This is a genomic window from Serratia sp. JSRIV001 (assembly GCF_019968745.1).
GTDB classification, from domain to species: Bacteria; Pseudomonadota; Gammaproteobacteria; order Enterobacterales; family Enterobacteriaceae; genus Chania; species Chania fonticola_B.
Genome location: NZ_CP074147.1, coordinates 3,050,390 through 3,069,495 on the forward strand (window position 1 = coordinate 3,050,390; position 19,106 = coordinate 3,069,495).

Genomic DNA, 19,106 nt, shown 5'->3' on the forward strand with positions numbered 1-19,106 from the left:
CAAGCTTTTTTATTGCCCGTCCAGCCCGCGTATCGGTTTAACCGAAGACCAGGCCCGGCACGAAGGACAATGCCAGTAAAGTGAATGGGCGGTAAAACCGCATTTGTGGCAGCGGTAGCGCGGTTTGGTACGGATCTGCTCGCCTACCATATCCCGTAGCAACAGCAGGCTTTCTTTGGCGCGACCGTCTTCTGCATCAGCCAGATGATAATCCATCAGGCGATAAAACACGCGCATGGTCGGATGGCGCTGCAGCTGGCGATTGATGTACACCTGTACCACATCGCTCCCTTCCCGTTGCTCGATCACTTCCGCCAGCATCAATTCTGCCGTGGCTCCGGTATTCTCCGCCACACAACGTTTGAGAAAGTCCGCCCAGTCTTGCTCTTGTTGAGGCAAATGCTGGTAGCACTCCTGCAGCATCGGTAACGCTTCGCTGACCAGCTCTTTATCTTGATCCAATACGCGCGTCAGGGTTTCTACCGCCTTGGCATACTCCTCTTGCGCCATGAAGATACGCCCAACCATGATCGACACACGGGCGCACTGTTTATCCGCCGAGGCCGCGCGCTTGAGCAGGCCCATCGCCTTGTCCAGATCGTCACTGCCCATCGCCTGCAGGGCCAGCTCACAATAAAAATGCGCGATCTCGACGCGTTGCTTTTCCTTACCCAGCTTGACCAACTTCTCTGCCACTTCGATGGCTTTCTGCCAGTCGCTGGTGGCCTGGTGGATCACCAGTAATTGCTGCAGCGCGGAAACTCGGAAGTCTTCTTCATTGATCAACTGGCTGAACATGTCCTCGGCGCGGTCATACAACCCGGCGGCCATATAGTCACGCCCCAGTTGCTGTATCGCCAGCAGACGCTGTTCGAAGGTTAAAGAAGCGCTTTCCATCAAGGCCTGATGGATGCGGATGGCGCGATCGACTTCACCACGAGAGCGGAACAGATTGCCCAACGTAAGGTGAGCTTCAACGGTATTGCTGTCCTCTTTCAACATGTCGAGAAACAGATCGACCGCTTTATCCTGCTGGTTGGAAAGCAGGAAGTTAACCCCAGCCACGTATTCACGCGACAGGCGGTTGGCTTCCTGTTGTTTATCCTGCTGAGCACTTCTGCGCCCCATGTACCAACCGTACGCGGCAGCTACAGGCAGCAACAGAAACAGCAGCTCTAACATAACAGATTATTCCTTGCTGACTGCGGGCAACGATGCCGGCTCGACAGGTGCTTCGAGCTGCAGTTCCAGCCTTTTGATTTTCCGCTCTGCACGCCCAAGAGCGATACGTGTGCGCAGATAAAATAACCCACAAATAATCCAACCCAGCACAAAGCCAGCACCAAACAGGGTGGCCAACAGGGTTGATACCGGATATTCGCCCTGAGCAACCAAATAGTTAAACGTCACCACCTGGTCGTTATGCGCGCCCAGCGTGACTGAAGCCACGAAAATCACCAGAACCAGTAAAAAAATCAGTAAATATTTCACATTCTTTCCCGCAATGCCGAGTGAATCGGATGAACTCTACCCTCAAGGCCACAAACCGGAACCCAATACAGGGTTTGCCGCCCACGGGTAATTGCCGCTAAGTGGCGTCCCTATGACTTAAGTTAGCATTTCCCGTCGTAGCAGGGAAACCCTGGCAGACGATAAAACCGCAGATCTGCTGGGATATTCAGCAACAAATGCAGCGCCTGAGCAAATTAATGAGAAAGCTTCTCAAAATCACGAGTTTGATAAGATATGGGGGCGAAAGGACAGATTGCAATGCAGGGTAAAAACCCGCGTTGATGCGGCCCCGGGTTGGAGCCGCCATTAGTGACAACGTCACACTAAGCTTTCATCACCTCTCCTGCTAAATTACTGCTCGCCTTCCCGCTCGCCGATTTCCTGCTGCTCCTGCGGTGGAATGGTGAGTGGCCCAAACCAACGCTGAGTCAACCAACTGGCCAGGGTAACCAGCAACCAGCTAATGACAATCGCCATCGCCAGATCCCGCGGCCAATGCATGCCGAGCATCAGGCGGCTCGCCATCACGCCAAATGCCCAAATCATCAACACCGCTACGGTTTTATAATGCCGCCGCGGCCACAACAGCCCAACCCCCAGCAATGCCCACATAGCGGCAAACATCGTGTGGCCTGAAGGGAACGAGAAGCCGGTTTCAAACTGCCAGTGTTTACTCAACCATTCAGGTACCAGCGCCTGGTCCAGCAACTGCTCTTTGACCAGCGCGCTACGCTGCTTCCTGTCCAGCGAGTAGAAGTATTTTTCATCAATCTGATGGGTCGATTCCAGCCACACGACAAACGGCCGCGGTGCCTGTACCTGCTCTTTGATGGAAGATTTGATCGCCTGCCCAATCCCGATTGCCGCAGACAACAGGATGAACAGCCCTACCGCCGCTTTCAGCCGAAAGCGTAGACACCACAGAAACCAGGCCGACAGGATCAGGCTGGTGAGAATACCCCAGGGCGCAGTGACGGTTTCCGTTACCCAGAACAGCGCTTTTAACAGACCGTCATTACCGCCGGGTTGCCAGTGCCAGCCAAACAACCAGACCGCCAGCGGCAACAACATCAGCACAATCGCTCCACCCGCCGTGCGTTTTGCTATCTTTAACATCCCATTATCCTTCCACTGTGGTTAACCCGCAGTGTAACAATCTTGATAACTCAGCAAAACAAGAGAAATTAGATAGATAACTGACCTATTGTAGCAATAGGGGCGGTAAAACGCCGTATGCTGCTTTGCTGAGCACCGTTCGTCCACAAGTTATGGCAAAATAGCCGGTAATGAATGAAAAAGCGATCGTCGCCGTCTGTTTTAATGCTGGTCAGTCCCCTGTTCCAGTCGTAGGATGCACGCAGCGATTTGACAGGTAGTGTTTTTGGAGAGTGACATGCAGCTTAAACGTGTGGCGGAAGCCAAACTGCCAACACCATGGGGTGATTTTCTGATGGTGGGGTTCGAAGAACTGGCCACCGGGCACGATCATCTGGCACTGGTTTTCGGCGATATTACCGGCGAAACACCGGTCCTCTCACGGGTTCATTCCGAATGTCTGACCGGTGATGCGCTGTTCAGCCTGCGCTGTGACTGCGGTTTTCAACTGGAAGCCGCGTTGGAACAGATCGCCGAGGAAGGCCGTGGCATTCTGCTGTATCACCGCCAGGAAGGCCGTAATATCGGTCTGTTGAACAAGATACGCGCCTATGCTTTGCAGGATAAAGGAGCGGACACGGTGGAAGCCAACCATCAGCTAGGCTTTGCCGCCGATGAGCGAGACTTCACCCTGTGCGCCGATATGTTCAAACTGCTGGGGGTGGATGCGGTGCGCCTACTGACCAATAACCCGAAGAAGGTCGAGATCCTGAGCGAAGCGGGCATTAATATCTCCGAGCGCGTGCCGTTGATCGTCGGCCGTAACCCGAAGAACGAACGTTATCTGGCCACCAAGGCCGCTAAAATGGGCCACTTGCTGGACAAAAAATAACAACAAGGGCGCCTTTTGGCGCCCTTGTTCTCTCTACAGCATTTTACGGATAACGTAGTGCAGGATGCCGTCGTTCTGGTAATAAGTCAGCTCATTGCCGGTATCAATACGGCAACGGGTATTCACCACCACCTGCCGACCATCGGCATAGGTGATATTGACCGGTACCGTCTGGCCGGGTTGCAACGCCTGCAAACCACTCACGTCGATCAGTTCCTCCCCCGTCAAACCCAGCGTTTTGCGCGTTATACCCTGCGGGAATTCCAACGGCAAGATGCCCATACCGATCAGGTTGGAACGGTGGATGCGCTCAAAGGATTCCGCGATCACCACTCGCACCCCCAATAAACGCGGGCCTTTGGCTGCCCAGTCGCGGCTGGAGCCAGAGCCATACTCTTTACCCGCAATCACCGCCAGTGGCACCTGCTCCTGCTGATACTGCATGGCGGCATCATAGATCGCCATCTGATTCTGCGAAGGCAGATGGCGGGTATAGCCGCCCTCCACGCCCGGAACCATTTCGTTACGGATACGGATGTTGGCGAAAGTGCCCCGCATCATTACTTCATGGTTACCGCGGCGCGAACCGTAAGAGTTGAACTCTTTCACCTCGACACCACGTTCGCTCAGGTAGCGTCCCGCCGGGCTGTCACGCTTGATGTTGCCCGCAGGCGAGATATGGTCAGTGGTCACCGAGTCTGCCAGGATTGCCAGAATACGCGCGCCGTGAATGTCCTGCACCGGATCCGGTTGCGCCTTCATGGTACTGAAAAATGGCGGATGGCGAATATAGGTAGAGTCGGCTTGCCATTCGTACGTCGCGGAACCGGTCACCTGGATCGCTTGCCAACTGGCATCGCCATCAAACACTGCACCATATTCCTTATGGAACATTTCGGTGCTGACTTCGGCCACGGCCTGGGCAATCTCCTGGCTGGTGGGCCAGATATCCTTCAGATAGACCGGTTTCCCGTCGCGACCTACGCCCAACGCATCTTTGGTCAGGTCAACCTTCATGTTACCTGCCAGCGCATAGGCAACCACCAGTGGCGGCGAAGCCAGCCAGTTGGTTTTTACCAGCGGATGGATGCGCCCTTCAAAGTTACGGTTACCGGACAGCACGGCCCCTACGGTGAGATCCCCTTCCTTGATCGCCTGCTCAATCGGCTCGGGCAACGGGCCAGAGTTACCAATACAGGTCGTACAACCATAGCCAACCAGGTTAAAGCCCAATTGTTCCAGGTACGGCGTCAGTTTGGCGCGGTCGAAGTATTCGGTCACCACTTTGGAACCCGGTGCCAGTGAGGTTTTCACCCAAGGCTTGGTCTTCAAACCCTTTTCAACGGCCTTTTTGGCCAACAGGCCAGCGGCCATCATCACGCTCGGGTTGGAGGTGTTGGTACAGGAGGTAATGGCTGCGATCACCACCGCGCCAGCATTTAGCTCCAGGTTTTTGCCACCCAGCATGAAGCTTTTCACTTCCTGCTTATCTTTCTGACCGCCAATTTCCAGCTCGGTCGCGGCGGTGAATGCTGTTGGCACCTGCGGTAGCGCGACGCGATCCTGCGGGCGTTTTGGCCCTGCCAGGCTTGCCTCAACCGTCGACATATCCAGCGACAGCGTGCTGGTAAACACCGGTTCATCGCCTGGATTGCGCCACATCCCCTGAGCCTTGGCATAGGCTTCCACCAATGCGATCTGCTCAGCGCTACGACCACTTAACTGCAGGTAGCTCAGCGTCACGTCATCCACCGGGAAGAAGCCACAGGTTGCCCCAAACTCTGGCGACATGTTGGCAATGGTTGCCCGGTCCGCCAGCGGTAAATCGGCCAGCCCATCACCATAAAACTCAACAAACTTGCCGACGACGCCATGCTTACGCAGCATTTGGGTGACCGTCAGCACCAGGTCGGTGGCCGTAATCCCCTCAGGTAACTTACCGCTGAGTTTAAAGCCCACCACATCCGGGATCAGCATCGAGACCGGCTGGCCCAACATGGCAGCTTCGGCCTCAATACCGCCAACGCCCCAACCGAGGATACCAAGGCCGTTAATCATGGTGGTGTGGGAGTCGGTCCCCACCAGGGTATCGGGGTAAGCAATGCGTTGGCCATTCTCTTCGGTATGCCAAACGGTTTGCCCCAGATACTCCAGGTTCACCTGATGGCAGATGCCGGTGCCGGGTGGCACCACGCGGAAGCGGTTGAAGGCCTTTTGCCCCCAACGCAGGAAGGTGTAGCGTTCGTGGTTGCGCTCCATTTCGATACGCACGTTTTCGCCAAAGGCGTCATCGTCGCCAAACTCATCGACAGTGACCGAGTGGTCAATAACCAGATCGACCGGTGATAGCGGATTCACCTGATCGACTTTCCCGCCCAGGCGCAGAACGGCCTCACGCATTGCCGCCAAATCCACCACGGCAGGCACGCCGGTGAAGTCCTGCATCAGCACCCGCGCCGGGCGATAAGCAATTTCGCGATCGGCATGGCCGGTTTGCAACCAGCCTACGATAGCCTTCAGATCGTCAACCTGTACCGTATCACCATCCACATGGCGCAACAGGTTTTCCAGTAACACTTTCATCGATTTCGGCAGCCGGTCAATATCCCCTAACTGTCTGGCCGCCAGTGGCAAACTGTAATAGTGATACTCACTACCCAGTGCTACCAGCTTATCCATACTCGTTTTACGAAGATCGGACGACATAGCTCCTCCATTTTTTATTATGTCAAACCAGGGTGATTTCTGAGGTGTTATTTAAAGATAACACAAACGCCATGTAACGTTTTGATAACAACACGTATTGATCATAACGATAGGCAAGAGCAATCAAAGGCGGGAAGCTACTGGTAGGTCAATGAGTTAGCAGGTATCAGACAATGGAAAACCGCCCTTCGGCGGTTTAAATGGTGTAATGCGGCTCAAGTTAACGGCCTATTTGGTCGGCAGTTTGATGTCCTTGAACATGGCTTCGATCTCATCATTGGTGCGTAAAGCCACGGCGGTATCGACCACGTCGCGCGTCAGATGCGGAGCGAAACGCTGGATAAAATCGTACATATAGCTGCGCAGGAAGGTACTGCGACGGAAACCGATCTTGGTGGTGCTATAGGTAAAGATATCGCGGGCATCCACCATCACCAAATCCGGATCCTGCACCGGATCGACCGCCATGCTGGCGATCACGCCAACCCCCAGCCCCAGGCGTACATAAGTCTTGATCACGTCGGCATCGGTAGCGGTAAATACGATGCGCGGCGTCAACCCCGCCCGGTTAAACGCAGTATCCAGCTCTGAGCGCCCGGTAAAGCCGAAGGTGTAGGTAACGATAGGATACTCGGCCAGCTCTTCAATGGTGATGTGGCTCTTTCCCGCTAAAGGATGATCGGGCTTCACTACTACCGCCCGGTTCCAGTGGTAGCACGGCAGCATGATTAAGTCGTCATACAGATGCAATGCTTCGGTAGCGATGGCAAAGTCTGCCGAGCCTTTGGAAACCGCTTCGGCAATCTGCGTTGGCGAGCCCTGGTGCATATGCAGCGACACGCGCGGATAACGCTCGATAAAGCCTTTGATCACATTGGGCAAGGCGTAGCGTGCCTGGGTATGGGTGGTTGCCACATACAGCGAACCTTTGTCCGGGTAAGTATGTTCCCCGGCAACGGCCTTGATGGCCTCCACTTTGGACAGCACTTCGCGAGCAATGCGGATAATTTCCTGGCCAGCAGGCGTCACCTGGGTAAGGTGCTTGCCGCTACGGGCGAAAATCTGGATGCCGAGCTCATCCTCCAGCATCCTCACCTGCTTGCTGATACCCGGTTGCGAGGTATAGAGACCCTCAGCCGTGGAAGAGACGTTGAGGTTATGATTCACCACTTCTACGATGTAACGAAGCTGCTGCAATTTCATATTTGAATACCATCCTAGGTTAAAACACTGCGGCTTGCCGCAGCCAGGTATCTCGGTGTTGCCCGGTATGCTTAATTCTCACAAGCCTTAAACACAGTGATTTCGCCCAGATGCTGATGAAAACGCCGTTGCTAATAAGCTTTAATCATAAAAAACGTTTTTATATAACCATTATATCATGTCGCGCGACCAAGTATAGAGCCGCTTCACAAGATGATAACGATCTTTTCGCATGATTATCAACGCCGAGCCTTGCCGATAAAAATAAGAAAAAGCAGAGAAGAATAGATCCGCCAGCCGATTTTCGCCAATAAAAAACCAGCTCAGTGAGCTGGTTTTTTGCTGTTGCCTTGCGTACGGGTTACTTCTTGCCTTCAACCCATTTGCCATCAACGAAGAATGCGGACCAGCCGGTGGCCTTACCGTCTTTCTCTGATGAGACATACTGTTGCTTGGTTTTACGGCTGAAGCGCACCATCGTCTTGTTGCCTTCCGGATCGGCCACCGGCGCATCGGCCAGATAGCGCAATTTCTCCGGCAAACGATCTTTGAAGCGCAGCAACTCTTCCACTAACGGCGCACGGGTTTCGCGCGATTTAGGGAAGGTGTTGGCCGCCAGGAACACGCCTGCCGCCCCATCACGCAACACAAAGTAGGCGTCCGATTTCTCGCACGGCAACTCTGGCAGCGGGACCGGATCCTCTTTCGGCGGCGCAACTTCACCGCTGCGCAGGATCTTACGGGTGTTCTTGCAGTTTTCGTTGGTGCAGCCCATGTACTTGCCAAAGCGCCCCATTTTCAGGTGCATTTCGGAACCACATTTTTCACACTCAACGATCGGGCCGTCGTAACCTTTCAGGCGGAATTCGCCTTGCTCGATTTCGTAGCCGTCACAGGCCGGGTTGTTACCACACACGTGCAGCTTGCGCTGGTTGTCGATCAGGTAGCTGTCCATCGCGGTGCCGCACTTCTGGCAACGCTTACGGGCACGCAGGGCGTTGGTTTCTGCATCATCCCCTTCCAGGATGTTCAGCACTTCCGCTTCCGGCACCAGATTGATGGTGGTTTTACAGCGCTCTTTCGGCGTCAACGCATAACCGGAGCAACCAAGGAACACGCCGGTACTGGCGGTGCGGATACCCATTTTGCGGCCACAGGTTGGACAGTCAATGCTGGTCATCACCATCTGGTTCGGCCGCATACCGCCCTCTTCAGGGTCTTTCTCGGCGGTTTCCAGCTGCTCACTGAATTCGGCAAAGAATTCGTCCAGCACCGCTTTCCATTCCGCCTGGTTGTTGGCGACCTGGTCCAGGCCATTTTCCATGCGCGCGGTGAAGTCGTAATTCATCAGCTCACGGAAGTTTTCTTCCAGGCGGTCGGTGACGATCTCACCCATTTTTTCCGCGTAGAACCGGCGGCTCTCTACCCTCACATAGCCACGATCCTGAATGGTCGAGATGATCGAGGCGTAAGTAGATGGACGGCCAATTCCGCGTTTTTCCAATTCTTTAACCAGTGAAGCTTCACTGTAACGCGCCGGTGGCTTGGTAAAGTGCTGGCTCGGGATCAGCTTTTGCAGATCCAGCTCGCTGCCCACTTCCACAAACGGCAAGGTGCGATCTTCATCGCCCTTACGCAGCGCAGGCATCACCTTGGTCCAGCCATCGAAACGCAGCGTACGGCCTTTGGCACGCAGCAGGAAGTCGTCGGCTTTCACCGTCAGCGTGGTGGAGTCGTATTGCGCTGGTGTCATCTGACAGGCGACAAACTGACGCCAGATCAGCTGATACAGTTTCTGCGCATCCGCTTCCATATCTTTCAGCTGTTCAGCCAATACGCTGACATCGGAAGGACGGATCGCTTCGTGCGCTTCCTGGGAGTTTTCTTTGCTGCTGTATTGGTTAGGCGCCTTCGGCAGGTACTTGTCGCCGAAGTTGTCACCGATATAACCACGCACCATGTTGACCGCGTCCTGGCTCAGGTTGGTGGAGTCGGTACGCATATAGGTGATATGACCGGCTTCATACAAACGCTGCGCCATCATCATGGTTTTCTTCACGCCGAAGCTCAGGCGGGTACTGGCAGCCTGTTGCAGCGTGGAGGTGATGAACGGTGCACCCGGTTTGCTGCTGGTTGGCTTGTCTTCACGATCCAGCACCGTATAACGGGCTTTTTCCAGCAGGTTAAGCGCGGCATGGGTCTGCTCACGGTTAACCGGTTTGAACGGCTTATCGTGGGCGTGGGTGACTTCCATCTGCAGTGCAATTTCGCCTTTCGCCAGCAGATCGGCATGCAGTTCCCAGTATTCTTCGGGTACGAACGCCTTGATGTCGCGCTCACGCTCCACCACCAGCCGTACCGCAACGGACTGCACCCGGCCAGCAGACAGGCCACGGGCAATTTTTTTCCACAGCAGTGGCGACACCATGTAGCCCACCACGCGGTCCATAAAGCGACGCGCCTGCTGTGCGTTGACACGATCGATATTCAGCTCGCCTGGCGCTTGGAACGCCTGCTGGATCGCGTTTTTGGTGATTTCGTTAAACACCACGCGGCTAAAGCGCTTGTCGTCCCCACCGATCACTTCCCGCAGGTGCCAGGCGATGGCTTCCCCTTCGCGGTCAAGGTCGGTTGCGAGGTAAATGTGGTCAGCATTTTCGGCTAACGACTTTAACTCGGCGACCACTTTTTCCTTACCGGGCAAAATCTCATATTGCGCTTCCCACCCGTGGTAAGGATCGACGCCCATGCGATTGACCAGCGCGGTCTTTTCATCTTTCTTGACTTTCTTTTTGGCTTTGTCTTTGGTTTTGTCTTTGGTTTTGTCTTCGGTTGACTCAGCGCTCTTTTTGCTAGCTGAGCCACTGGTCGGCAAATCACGGATATGACCGACGCTGGACTTCACCACGTAGTCATTACCTAAATATTTATTAATAGTTTTGGCTTTTGCCGGGGACTCAACTATTACGAGAGCTTTGCCCATAATTACCTTTACCTGAATTTAATACTTCTAAAAAGAAGCCATTTGTCTCGCCGTACCGCGGCAATTCGTATCTCTTATTTATATTGCGGTACTCTGGCAAGAGATCAACCTGTTTTTTTCTAATGGTTGCCTAACTGGTCAACCTGAACGCATTTCACCAGCCTAACCTGTTCACGCCAAACCCCAGAAGCCAGGCCAGCTATGACCTGCGTTGAGCGTAAACAAATCCTTCCACCGGAAGCCGCAAAATCCCACACTCTACCTGATAACAAACGCGACGCAACTTAATTAGCGCGGAAAACCTCATTTCGCCACGGACGGTCAAATCACTGGCCGTCCAGACGGCAATTAAACCTTAGCTGGTTTGCGGATAAACGCGAACCCGCGCTAGAATACGTTCAGAATTTTCGCTAGCAGGAGAAATAAATGCGTAACAACACTCAACCCATCGAACGAGCAGATCTGCTTACTGAAGCAAATAACATCATCCGCCAACATGAAGATTATATGCACGGCATGGTGGCCACCGACGTTGAGCAGAAAGGCAGCGTGTTGGTTTTCCGCGGCGAGTTCTTTTTAGATCCCGAGGGTCTGCCAACGGCAAAAACCACCGCCGTATTTAATATGTTTAAGCACCTGGCTCATGTGCTTTCCGAGAAATACCATCTGGTGGGTTAACCATTAAAAACGGGGCCATCAGGCCCCGTGCATTCACCGATTTACCGGCTTACAACAGCGGTTTCTCACCGCGCTGCCACCAGCGCAACAGCAGACGATCGACACTCTCTGCCGCACTGCCGGTAAAGCGATCGATCAGGCGTTTTCGGCGGGCATAGCGTACCCCCACCACCTCATGGTTTTCCATCTCGGCAATCAGCAGATCGTCACTGGTGCCGACCGCGTCAACCAGCCCTTTATCTTTTGCCTGAGTGCCATACCAATGCTCACCGGTCGCGACCTCTTCGATAGCCAATGAAGGGCGTTGCTGATGAACAAACTGTTTGAACAACTCGTGGGTTTCGTTGAGATCTTCACGGAACTTTTCCCGCCCTTGTTCGGTATTCTCACCAAACAGGGTCAAGGTGCGTTTGAACTGGCCCGCGGTGTGCAATTCCACATCGATATTGCTCTTTTGCAGCAAGCGATGGAAGTTGGGGATCTGCGCAACCACGCCGATCGAACCAATGATGGCGAACGGTGCTGCCACAATGCGGTCGGCCACACAGGCCATCATATAACCGCCGCTAGCCGCGACCTTATCCACCGCCACCGTCAGGCGGATACCGCCCTTGCGCAGGCGCTCCAGCTGCGACGCTGCCAGACCATAGCCGTGCACCACCCCACCAGGGCTCTCCAAACGCAGCAACACCTCGTCCTTAGCCGTAGCTACTGCCAACACGGCAGAGATCTCTTCACGCAGTGAGCTGACCTCATGGGCATCCATGCTACCCTTGAAGTCCAGTACATACAGGCAAGGTTTGACGGCCTCTACCGCACCGGCCTTGGCGCGCTGTTTTTTCAGCTTGTCGTCGGCCTTGTTCTGCTTTTTGAACTGCTTGCTCCAGGCCTTCTGCTCTGCCGCCCCCATGCGGGCAAGGCGCATTTCCCGCTGCATTTCACGATATTGCTCACCCAGGTCGGTAAGCTGTAGTTCCCCTTTCTGCTGGCTCTTGCGCTGCCCGAGGCTTACCGCCAGCAACGCCAGCGCGGCAATAGCAATCACCACCGTGGCAACTTTGGCCAGGAAAAGGCCATAAACAGATATAAACTCCACAGATACCGCCTTTATTTACAGTTTGTTAGTTGAGCGGGCGCAGCATGCAGCGCCCCTAGGTACTTTTTAGCAAATGGCACCACGGCTGTCGCGCCTAAATGAAAATTCAGATTGATGAGCATGCGGCACACCTCTGTGCTATGGGGTTGCCCGCAGCGATAACCAAGCCACTATTGTACCGTTTTTGTTACAAAAGAATGCCGTTTCTGTAGGTTACTCATTGAAAATGCGATCCATTTCAGGCATATAACAGACATTATTCATTAAATTACTGACAAAAATTCGCAGCGGATCGCCATTGTGGTTGAGCAACCCTGCTCCTGCCAGCGATCCGCAATCCACCCAAGCTCCCAGCCATAGCGCGGGAGCCGCCAAACAGGCGCGAGGAATTATTGTGCATTACCAACCTAAACAGGATCTGCTCGAACAACGCATTATTCTGGTCACCGGGGCGGGCGACGGCATTGGTCGAGAAGCGGCGCTGACTTACGCTCGCTACGGCGCACAGCTAGTGCTGCTTGGCCGCACGGAAAGCAAACTGCAGGCCGTCCAGGCCGAAATTGCCGCCATCTCCAGCGCCCCGACGCATATCGTTACGCTGGATTTGTTACACACCACGCCAGAGCAGTGCCAAACCCTGGCGGAAGACTTGGCCACCAAGGTGCCACGTCTGGACGGCGTATTGCAAAACGCAGGTTTGTTGGGCGACATCGCCCCAATGGCCGAGCTTTCGATGACCATGTGGAACGAAGTGATGCAGGTCAACGTGAATGCCACTTTCATGCTTACCCAGGCGCTGCTGCCGTTGCTGCTGAAATCCAATGCGGGATCGTTGGTGTTCACCAGCTCCAGCGTCGGTCGCACCGGCCGTGCTGGCTGGGGGGCCTATGCCGTTTCCAAGTTTGCTACCGAAGGGATGATGCAGGTATTGGCCGATGAGTATAAAAACCGTAACTTGCGGGTAAATTGCATCAATCCTGGCGGAACTCGTACCAAAATGCGCGCATCTGCATTCCCACAGGAAGATAAAAACAAGCTGAAAACACCGGCCGATATCATGCCGCTCTATCTGTATTTGATGGGCGATGACAGCCGCCGTAAAACCGGCATGAGCTTCGATGCTCAGCCCAACCGTAAACCCGGCGCCGCCGAATAAGGAAGCATTTAACATGGCTGAAGATCGTCACCAACAACGCCAGCAACGGCTGAAAGAACAGGTGGATGCCCGCATTGCCGCCGCGCAGGAAACCCGCGGTCTGTTGCTGGTCTTTACCGGCAATGGCAAAGGCAAGACCACCGCTGCATTTGGCACCGTCACTCGTGCCGTCGGCCACGGGATGAAGGCCGGAGTGATCCAGTTTATCAAAGGCCAGTGGCCCAACGGCGAGAAAAACCTGCTGCAACAGCACGGCGTGGAATTTCAGGTCATGGCAACCGGCTTTACCTGGGAAACCCAGGATCGGGAAAGCGATACCGCCGCCTGCCAGGCCGTCTGGCAACACGGTAAGCGGATGCTGGCCGACAGCAGCCTGGATCTAGTGCTGATGGACGAGTTGACCTATATGGTCACCTACGGCTATTTAGAGCTGTCAGAGGTGCTGGAAGCCCTTGAGCAGCGTCCTGCACACCAGACGGTGATTATCACCGGGCGTGGCTGTCATCGCGATTTGCTGGAGCTGGCGGATACCGTGACGGAGATGCGGCCGGTGAAGCACGCGTTTGAAGCGGGGATCAAGGCTCAGCAGGGTATTGACTGGTAACTGAATAACCCGTGGCCAAGCCAGAAGGCAAGGCCACGGTGATAAATTTAGCTACGCTTGGAAGACTTGGCCGGTTTACCCGGTTTGCTGCTACCTGGTGCGCCACGACGGCTGCCGGGAGCAACCTGGCTGTGACGTTTTACCGCACGGCGGATCTGATTGGCCTTCACACGACGGCGATCGCGTTCTACCGGCAGTTTGCTGACGGTTTCCGGCTGCAGTTCCACCAGCTCACGCAGATAGTTGATCGCTTTAAGATCCAGCTCGGTATAGCCGCCACGAGGCAGGCCTTTTGGCAGATCGATATCGCCGTAACGCACGCGGATCAAGCGGCTTACCTGCACGCCAACGGCTTCCCACAGGCGACGCACCTCACGGTTACGGCCTTCGGTCAGCGTGACGTTGTACCACTGGTTGATCCCTTCGCCACCCTGGAAGGTGATGGTGCGGAATGCCGCCGGGCCATCTTCCAGTTGGACACCTTTGCTCAGTTGCTTGAGCTTTTCGTCGTCGATCTGGCCGAACACGCGCACGGCGTATTCGCGTTCAACTTCGCGGCTTGGGTGCATCAGGCGGTTAGCCAGTTCACCGTCAGTGGTAAACAGCAGCAAGCCTGAGGTATTCACGTCCAAACGCCCTACCGCTACCCAGCGAGAACCACGCAGTTTTGGTAGGCGATCGAAGACCGTTGGGCGACCTTCTGGATCGCTACGGGTACAGAGTTCACCTTCCGGCTTGTAATAAGCCAGCACGCGGCAAACCGCTTCTTCGGATTCTTTGATCGAGACAACATGACCGTCCAGGCGAATTTTCATCCCGGCGACCACTTCAACGCGGTCGCCCAGTTTGGCGATCTTGCCGTCGACGCTGATGCGACCTGCCTCAATCATGGTTTCTATTTCACGACGCGAGCCATGGCCAGCATTCGCTAATACTTTCTGTAACTTTTCGCTCATTGAGCAACCTCTAATGTCGCCTTCACAGGCGTCGGGGGGACTTTGCCGCCACTCTCAGCAAGGAGAGACGGCCGCAAAGATTAGCACTTGGTCAAAACCAACCGCTTATTATACAGGCTTTATCCCTCCTTGGCACTGACTTCGTCCGGCAGTTTAGCGGAAAGGCGCTGGATCGCCCGCCCCTTCACGGATCACTTCCGGGGAGGATTCGGTCAGGTCGATAACCGTGGTTGGCTGCTGGCCCAGGAAACCGCCGTGGATCACCAGATCCACCTGCTTGCCAAGGTGTTCGCTGATCTCTTCCGGATCGGATTCGGCAAAGTCATTGCCTGGCAGCATTAGCGTGGTCGACATCATTGGCTCATTGAGCACTTCCAGCAATGCCAGAGCGATCGGGTTGGATGGCACGCGCAAACCGATGGTTTTACGCTTGTCATTCATCAGGCGACGAGGCACTTCTTTGGTCGCTTTCAGGATGAAGGTGTAATTGCCGGGCGTATTGTTCTTGATCAGGCGAAACGACGAATTGTCCACATAGGCATAGGTCGACAGCTCGGACAGATCGCGGCACATCAGCGTGAAGTTGTGGTTACCGTCCAACTGGCGAATGCGGCAGATACGCTCCAACGCCGTCTTCTCTTCAAGTTTGCAGCCCAGCGCGTAGCCAGAGTCTGTTGGATAGACGATCACGCCGCCCTTGCGCAGCACCTCTACGGCCTGATTGACCAGGCGCGGCTGCGGGTTGTCCGGGTGAATATAAAATAGCTGGCTCATCTCTAACTCCTGAAAATGATGCACGCGCAAAACAACGCCCGCGTTAAATCAATCGACTAAGTTCTGTTGGGGCTGCGGCCAATCACGCCAAACCGGTTCAACACCGCCGGGTAACCACAGTTTGCGCCCCAACTCAATCCACGAACAGGGCTGATGGAAATCCGAACCCTGAGACGCCAATAATTGGTAGTCCTGCGCATATTTAGCCAACACCGTACGCTCATGGGGGGCTTGTTGACACTGCGCCACCTCCATCGCATCACCGCCGTGTTCGGCAAAATAGGCCAACAGACGTTTCAGCCATTTTGCCGTCAGATCGTAACGGCCCGGATGCGCCATCACCGCTTGGCCACCGGATTGATGAATGACATCAATGGCTTGTTCTATTGTACACCACTGTGGCGGAACATAGCCGATTTTCCCTTTGGCGAGATACTTCTTGAACACCTGCGCCATGTTACCAGCTATGCCCTGCTGCACCAGAAAACGGGCAAAATGCCCTCTGGTAACCGCCCCATCCCCCGCCAGCAGTTGCGCTCCGGCATAGGCATCGGGAATGCGCGCTTTTGCTAACCGAACGCCGATTTCTTGCGCCCGCAGATTACGGCGCTCGGTCTGTTCGACCAGCAGCTGTAACAGCGCCGGATGGGTGATATCGAGCCCCAGCCCAACAATGTGGATCTCATGGTTTTCCCACAGCGTAGAAATCTCCACGCCGTTAACCAACTGCAAGGGCAAGGCAAGATCGGCTATCGCGGCCGCGGCCTCTGCCAATCCGTTGGTGGTGTCGTGATCGGTAATAGCCAGCACGCCAACGCGCATCTCAACGGCTCGCTGCACCAGTTGAGTCGGCGTTAAGTAACCGTCCGAAGCGGTGGTGTGGCTGTGGAGATCGTACAGGGTAAAAGCGGAGGATTGTGGGCTGCTGTCTGTCAAAAGGGATATCCTGCGATGGCTTGGCTTTCTATCATACCCGTTATGGTTGGCCGGACGGAAATCTATTCTGCCGATGGCGCTCCCGCCAGATTAACGATTCCACGCTGGCCGCTAACATATTGTGCAAAAAGAGAGTTGACATTGCCCCTTCGTTCCAGTTAACTAGTACACAAGTTCACGGCAATAACCGTGTTGGATGAAAATACAGAGAGCAACATGATGACTAAGCACACTTCTCTTCTTCGCTGGTGGCGTACTTCCCAATCAAGGGTCGAGTAATCACGCATACCTGTCATCTGACACTGCAGATTCCCTAGGCCCGCTCATTACAGCGGGCCTTTTTATGGACAAGATTTGACTGGAACTACCGAAGATGAACATCAAACCACAGCTCAAACTCCTCACGGCACAGGCCGGTTACCGCAGCGATCCGACGGCGATTTTTCATCAGCTGTGCGGCGCGCGCCCTGCCACCCTGTTGCTGGACTCGGCGGAAATCAACAGCAAGCAAAACCTGAAAAGCCTGCTGATTGTAGACAGTGCCCTGCGCATTACCGCCTTGGGCCGTAAGGTCAGCCTTCAGGCGTTGACCGCTAACGGTGCAGCCCTGCTGCCACTGTTGGATGAAACCTTGCCTGCCGACGTTCAAATCCAGGCTCGGCCTAATGGCCGTGAGCTAACCTTCCCAGCAATTGATACGGTACAAGACGAAGATGCACGCCTGCGTTCACTGTCGGTGTTTGATGCATTGCGCACGATGCTGACGCTGGTCGACGCCCCAGCCGATGAGCGTGAAGCTATGCTGCTCGGTGGCCTGTTTGCCTATGACCTGGTGGCCGGGTTTGAAGACCTGCCAGAGCTGCGCCAAGACCAACGCTGCCCGGACTTCTGTTTCTACCTGGCGGAAACGCTGCTGGTGCTGGATCACCAGCGCGGTGTGGCCCGTTTGCAAGCCAGCGTATTTACCGGTGACCACGCTGAAACTCTGCGTTTGCAGCAGCGTCTGCAACAGCTTCAGGTGCAATTGCAACAAACTCCGATCGCCATTCCTCATCAAAAACTGGAAGACATGCAGCTAAGCTGCAATCAGAGCGATGAAGAGTACGGCGCGGTGGTCAGCCAGTTGCAGCAGGCGATCCGTCACGGTGAGATTTTCCAGGTAGTGCCTTCTCGTCGCTTCTCCCTGCCTTGCCCTAACCCGCTGGCGGCTTACCAGACGCTGAAGGAAAACAATCCAAGCCCTTACATGTTCTTTATGCAGGACGACGAGTTCACGCTGTTCGGTGCCTCGCCGGAAAGCGCGCTGAAATATGAAGCTACCAGCCGTCAAATCGAAATTTACCCGATCGCCGGTACTCGTCCTCGCGGACGCCGCGCCGACGGTTCGCTGGATCTGGATCTCGACAGCCGTATCGAACTGGAAATGCGTACCGACCATAAAGAGCTGGCGGAACACCTGATGCTGGTCGATCTGGCCCGCAACGATCTGGCCCGTATTTGTGAGGCTGGCAGCCGCTACGTTGCCGACCTGACCAAAGTAGACCGTTACTCATTCGTGATGCACCTGGTTTCCCGCGTGGTCGGCAAGCTGCGTGGCGATCTCGACGTGCTGCATGCCTATCAGGCCTGTATGAATATGGGCACGCTGAGCGGCGCCCCGAAAGTACGCGCCATGCAGCTGATTGCCGCCTCTGAAGGCACTCGTCGTGGCAGCTACGGCGGTGCCGTGGGCTACTTTACCGCTCACGGCGATCTCGATACCTGTATTGTCATTCGTTCCGCGTATGTTGAGGACGGTATTGCCACCGTGCAGGCCGGTGCCGGTGTGGTGCTGGACTCCGTTCCGCAGGCAGAAGCCGATGAAACCCGTAACAAGGCACGTGCCGTGCTGCGTGCCATCGCCAGCGCGCACCAGGCCAAGGAGATTTTCTAATGGCCGATATCTTACTGCTCGACAACGTCGACTCCTTTACTTACAACCTGGTCGATCAACTGCGTGCCAGCGGTCATCAGGTAGTCATTTACCGTAACCAGATTGCCGCCGAGATCATCATCGCGCGCCTGCAACAGATGGAGCAGCCTATTTTAATGCTGTCCCCAGGCCCTGGTACTCCAGCCGACGCTGGTTGTATGCCAGAGCTGTTGCAACGCCTGCGCGGCCAGATGCCAATCATCGGGATCTGTCTCGGCCATCAGGCGATTGTGGAAGCCTATGGCGGCCACGTTGGCCAGGCCGGTGAGATTTTGCACGGCAAGGCTTCTTCCATTACTCACGATAACCAGGGGATGTTTGCCGGTATGGCCAACCCGCTGCCGGTCGCCCGCTATCACTCGCTGGTCGGCAGCAATATCCCTGAAGGGCTGACCGTCAATGCTCGCTTCGGCGACATGGTGATGGCAGTGCGTCACGATGAACACCGCGTATGTGGTTTCCAATTCCATCCAGAATCCATTCTGACCACCCAAGGCGCGCGTTTGCTTGAGCAGACGTTGGCCTGGGCGTTGGCGAAATAAT

The 19,106-nt window shown here is 55.0% G+C and carries 16 protein-coding genes and 1 other annotated feature; of the genes, 6 read left to right on the forward strand and 10 right to left on the reverse strand.

Going from position 1 to position 19,106, the window contains the following annotated elements:
• Positions 1-9: 9 nt before the first annotated feature.
• The 3 genes from lapB to pgpB all read right to left on the reverse strand — a co-directional run bounded on the left by lapB (position 10) and on the right by pgpB (position 2,628).
• Positions 10-1,182 (reverse strand): lipopolysaccharide assembly protein LapB, encoded by a 1,173-nt coding sequence (gene lapB / locus KGP17_RS13920; RefSeq protein WP_179251656.1) that lies wholly within the window; start codon positions 1,180-1,182, stop codon positions 10-12.
• Between the two features lie 6 nt (positions 1,183-1,188).
• Positions 1,189-1,491 carry a LapA family protein gene (locus tag KGP17_RS13925; RefSeq protein ID WP_059200939.1) on the reverse strand — a complete coding sequence of 101 codons (303 nt, stop codon included), beginning with the start codon at positions 1,489-1,491 and terminating at the stop codon, positions 1,189-1,191.
• 372 nt (positions 1,492-1,863) lie between these two features.
• Positions 1,864-2,628, reverse strand: coding sequence for a phosphatidylglycerophosphatase B (pgpB, locus tag KGP17_RS13930; protein WP_021182091.1), 765 nt, complete (start codon positions 2,626-2,628; stop codon positions 1,864-1,866).
• A 277-nt stretch (positions 2,629-2,905) separates the two neighbouring features.
• Between pgpB and ribA the strand changes: the two genes are divergently transcribed.
• The gene (ribA, locus tag KGP17_RS13935; RefSeq protein ID WP_021182092.1) at positions 2,906-3,499 is read left to right on the forward strand and encodes a GTP cyclohydrolase II; all 594 of its coding nucleotides are present in this window, start codon (positions 2,906-2,908) and stop codon (positions 3,497-3,499) included.
• A 33-nt stretch (positions 3,500-3,532) separates the two neighbouring features.
• Here the strand turns inward: ribA and acnA are convergent, their stop codons facing one another.
• From acnA to topA, 3 genes are all read right to left on the reverse strand, one after another.
• Positions 3,533-6,205: an aconitate hydratase AcnA gene (gene acnA, locus KGP17_RS13940; RefSeq protein ID WP_223497775.1), complete on the reverse strand. Its 2,673-nt coding sequence runs from the start codon at positions 6,203-6,205 to the stop codon at positions 3,533-3,535.
• A 228-nt stretch (positions 6,206-6,433) separates the two neighbouring features.
• The gene (cysB, locus tag KGP17_RS13945; RefSeq protein WP_021181263.1) at positions 6,434-7,408 is read right to left on the reverse strand and encodes an HTH-type transcriptional regulator CysB; all 975 of its coding nucleotides are present in this window, start codon (positions 7,406-7,408) and stop codon (positions 6,434-6,436) included.
• Between the two features lie 361 nt (positions 7,409-7,769).
• Positions 7,770-10,391 (reverse strand): type I DNA topoisomerase, encoded by a 2,622-nt coding sequence (gene topA / locus KGP17_RS13950; RefSeq protein ID WP_223497776.1) that lies wholly within the window; start codon positions 10,389-10,391, stop codon positions 7,770-7,772.
• A gap of 426 nt (positions 10,392-10,817) precedes the next feature.
• Here topA and KGP17_RS13955 point away from each other — a divergent pair, with 426 nt between their 5' ends.
• On the forward strand, positions 10,818-11,069 hold the full coding sequence (locus KGP17_RS13955; protein ID WP_021806572.1) for a YciN family protein: 252 nt from the start codon (positions 10,818-10,820) through the stop codon (positions 11,067-11,069).
• A 49-nt stretch (positions 11,070-11,118) separates the two neighbouring features.
• Here the strand turns inward: KGP17_RS13955 and sohB are convergent, their stop codons facing one another.
• The gene (gene sohB / locus KGP17_RS13960; protein ID WP_021806573.1) at positions 11,119-12,165 is read right to left on the reverse strand and encodes a protease SohB; all 1,047 of its coding nucleotides are present in this window, start codon (positions 12,163-12,165) and stop codon (positions 11,119-11,121) included.
• A 394-nt stretch (positions 12,166-12,559) separates the two neighbouring features.
• Here sohB and KGP17_RS13965 point away from each other — a divergent pair, with 394 nt between their 5' ends.
• Both KGP17_RS13965 and cobO read left to right on the forward strand, forming a co-directional pair.
• Positions 12,560-13,321: a YciK family oxidoreductase gene (locus tag KGP17_RS13965; protein ID WP_059200952.1), complete on the forward strand. Its 762-nt coding sequence runs from the start codon at positions 12,560-12,562 to the stop codon at positions 13,319-13,321.
• A gap of 13 nt (positions 13,322-13,334) precedes the next feature.
• Complete coding sequence (cobO, locus tag KGP17_RS13970) at positions 13,335-13,925, forward strand: cob(I)yrinic acid a,c-diamide adenosyltransferase (RefSeq protein WP_021806577.1); 591 nt, start codon at positions 13,335-13,337, stop codon at positions 13,923-13,925.
• 47 nt (positions 13,926-13,972) lie between these two features.
• Here the strand turns inward: cobO and rluB are convergent, their stop codons facing one another.
• From rluB to KGP17_RS13985, 3 genes are all read right to left on the reverse strand, one after another.
• Positions 13,973-14,881, reverse strand: a complete 909-nt coding sequence (rluB, locus tag KGP17_RS13975; protein WP_024486388.1) for a 23S rRNA pseudouridine(2605) synthase RluB — start codon at positions 14,879-14,881, stop codon at positions 13,973-13,975.
• Between the two features lie 153 nt (positions 14,882-15,034).
• Complete coding sequence (locus tag KGP17_RS13980) at positions 15,035-15,655, reverse strand: L-threonylcarbamoyladenylate synthase (RefSeq protein WP_021181255.1); 621 nt, start codon at positions 15,653-15,655, stop codon at positions 15,035-15,037.
• Between the two features lie 48 nt (positions 15,656-15,703).
• A complete protein-coding gene (locus tag KGP17_RS13985) occupies positions 15,704-16,591 on the reverse strand; it encodes a PHP domain-containing protein (RefSeq protein WP_021806579.1) in 888 nt (295 codons plus the stop codon).
• 240 nt (positions 16,592-16,831) lie between these two features.
• Positions 16,832-16,936 (forward strand) — a sequence feature (Trp leader region).
• A 28-nt stretch (positions 16,937-16,964) separates the two neighbouring features.
• Between KGP17_RS13985 and KGP17_RS13990 the strand changes: the two genes are divergently transcribed.
• Together KGP17_RS13990 and KGP17_RS13995 are read left to right on the forward strand one after the other, a co-directional pair.
• A complete protein-coding gene (locus KGP17_RS13990) occupies positions 16,965-18,524 on the forward strand; it encodes an anthranilate synthase component 1 (protein WP_209522863.1) in 1,560 nt (519 codons plus the stop codon).
• The gene (locus tag KGP17_RS13995) at positions 18,524-19,105 is read left to right on the forward strand and encodes a gamma-glutamyl-gamma-aminobutyrate hydrolase family protein (RefSeq protein ID WP_021806581.1); all 582 of its coding nucleotides are present in this window, start codon (positions 18,524-18,526) and stop codon (positions 19,103-19,105) included. The genes KGP17_RS13990 and KGP17_RS13995 overlap by 1 nt, the downstream gene beginning before the upstream one ends.
• The last annotated feature ends 1 nt before the right edge of the window (position 19,106 follow it).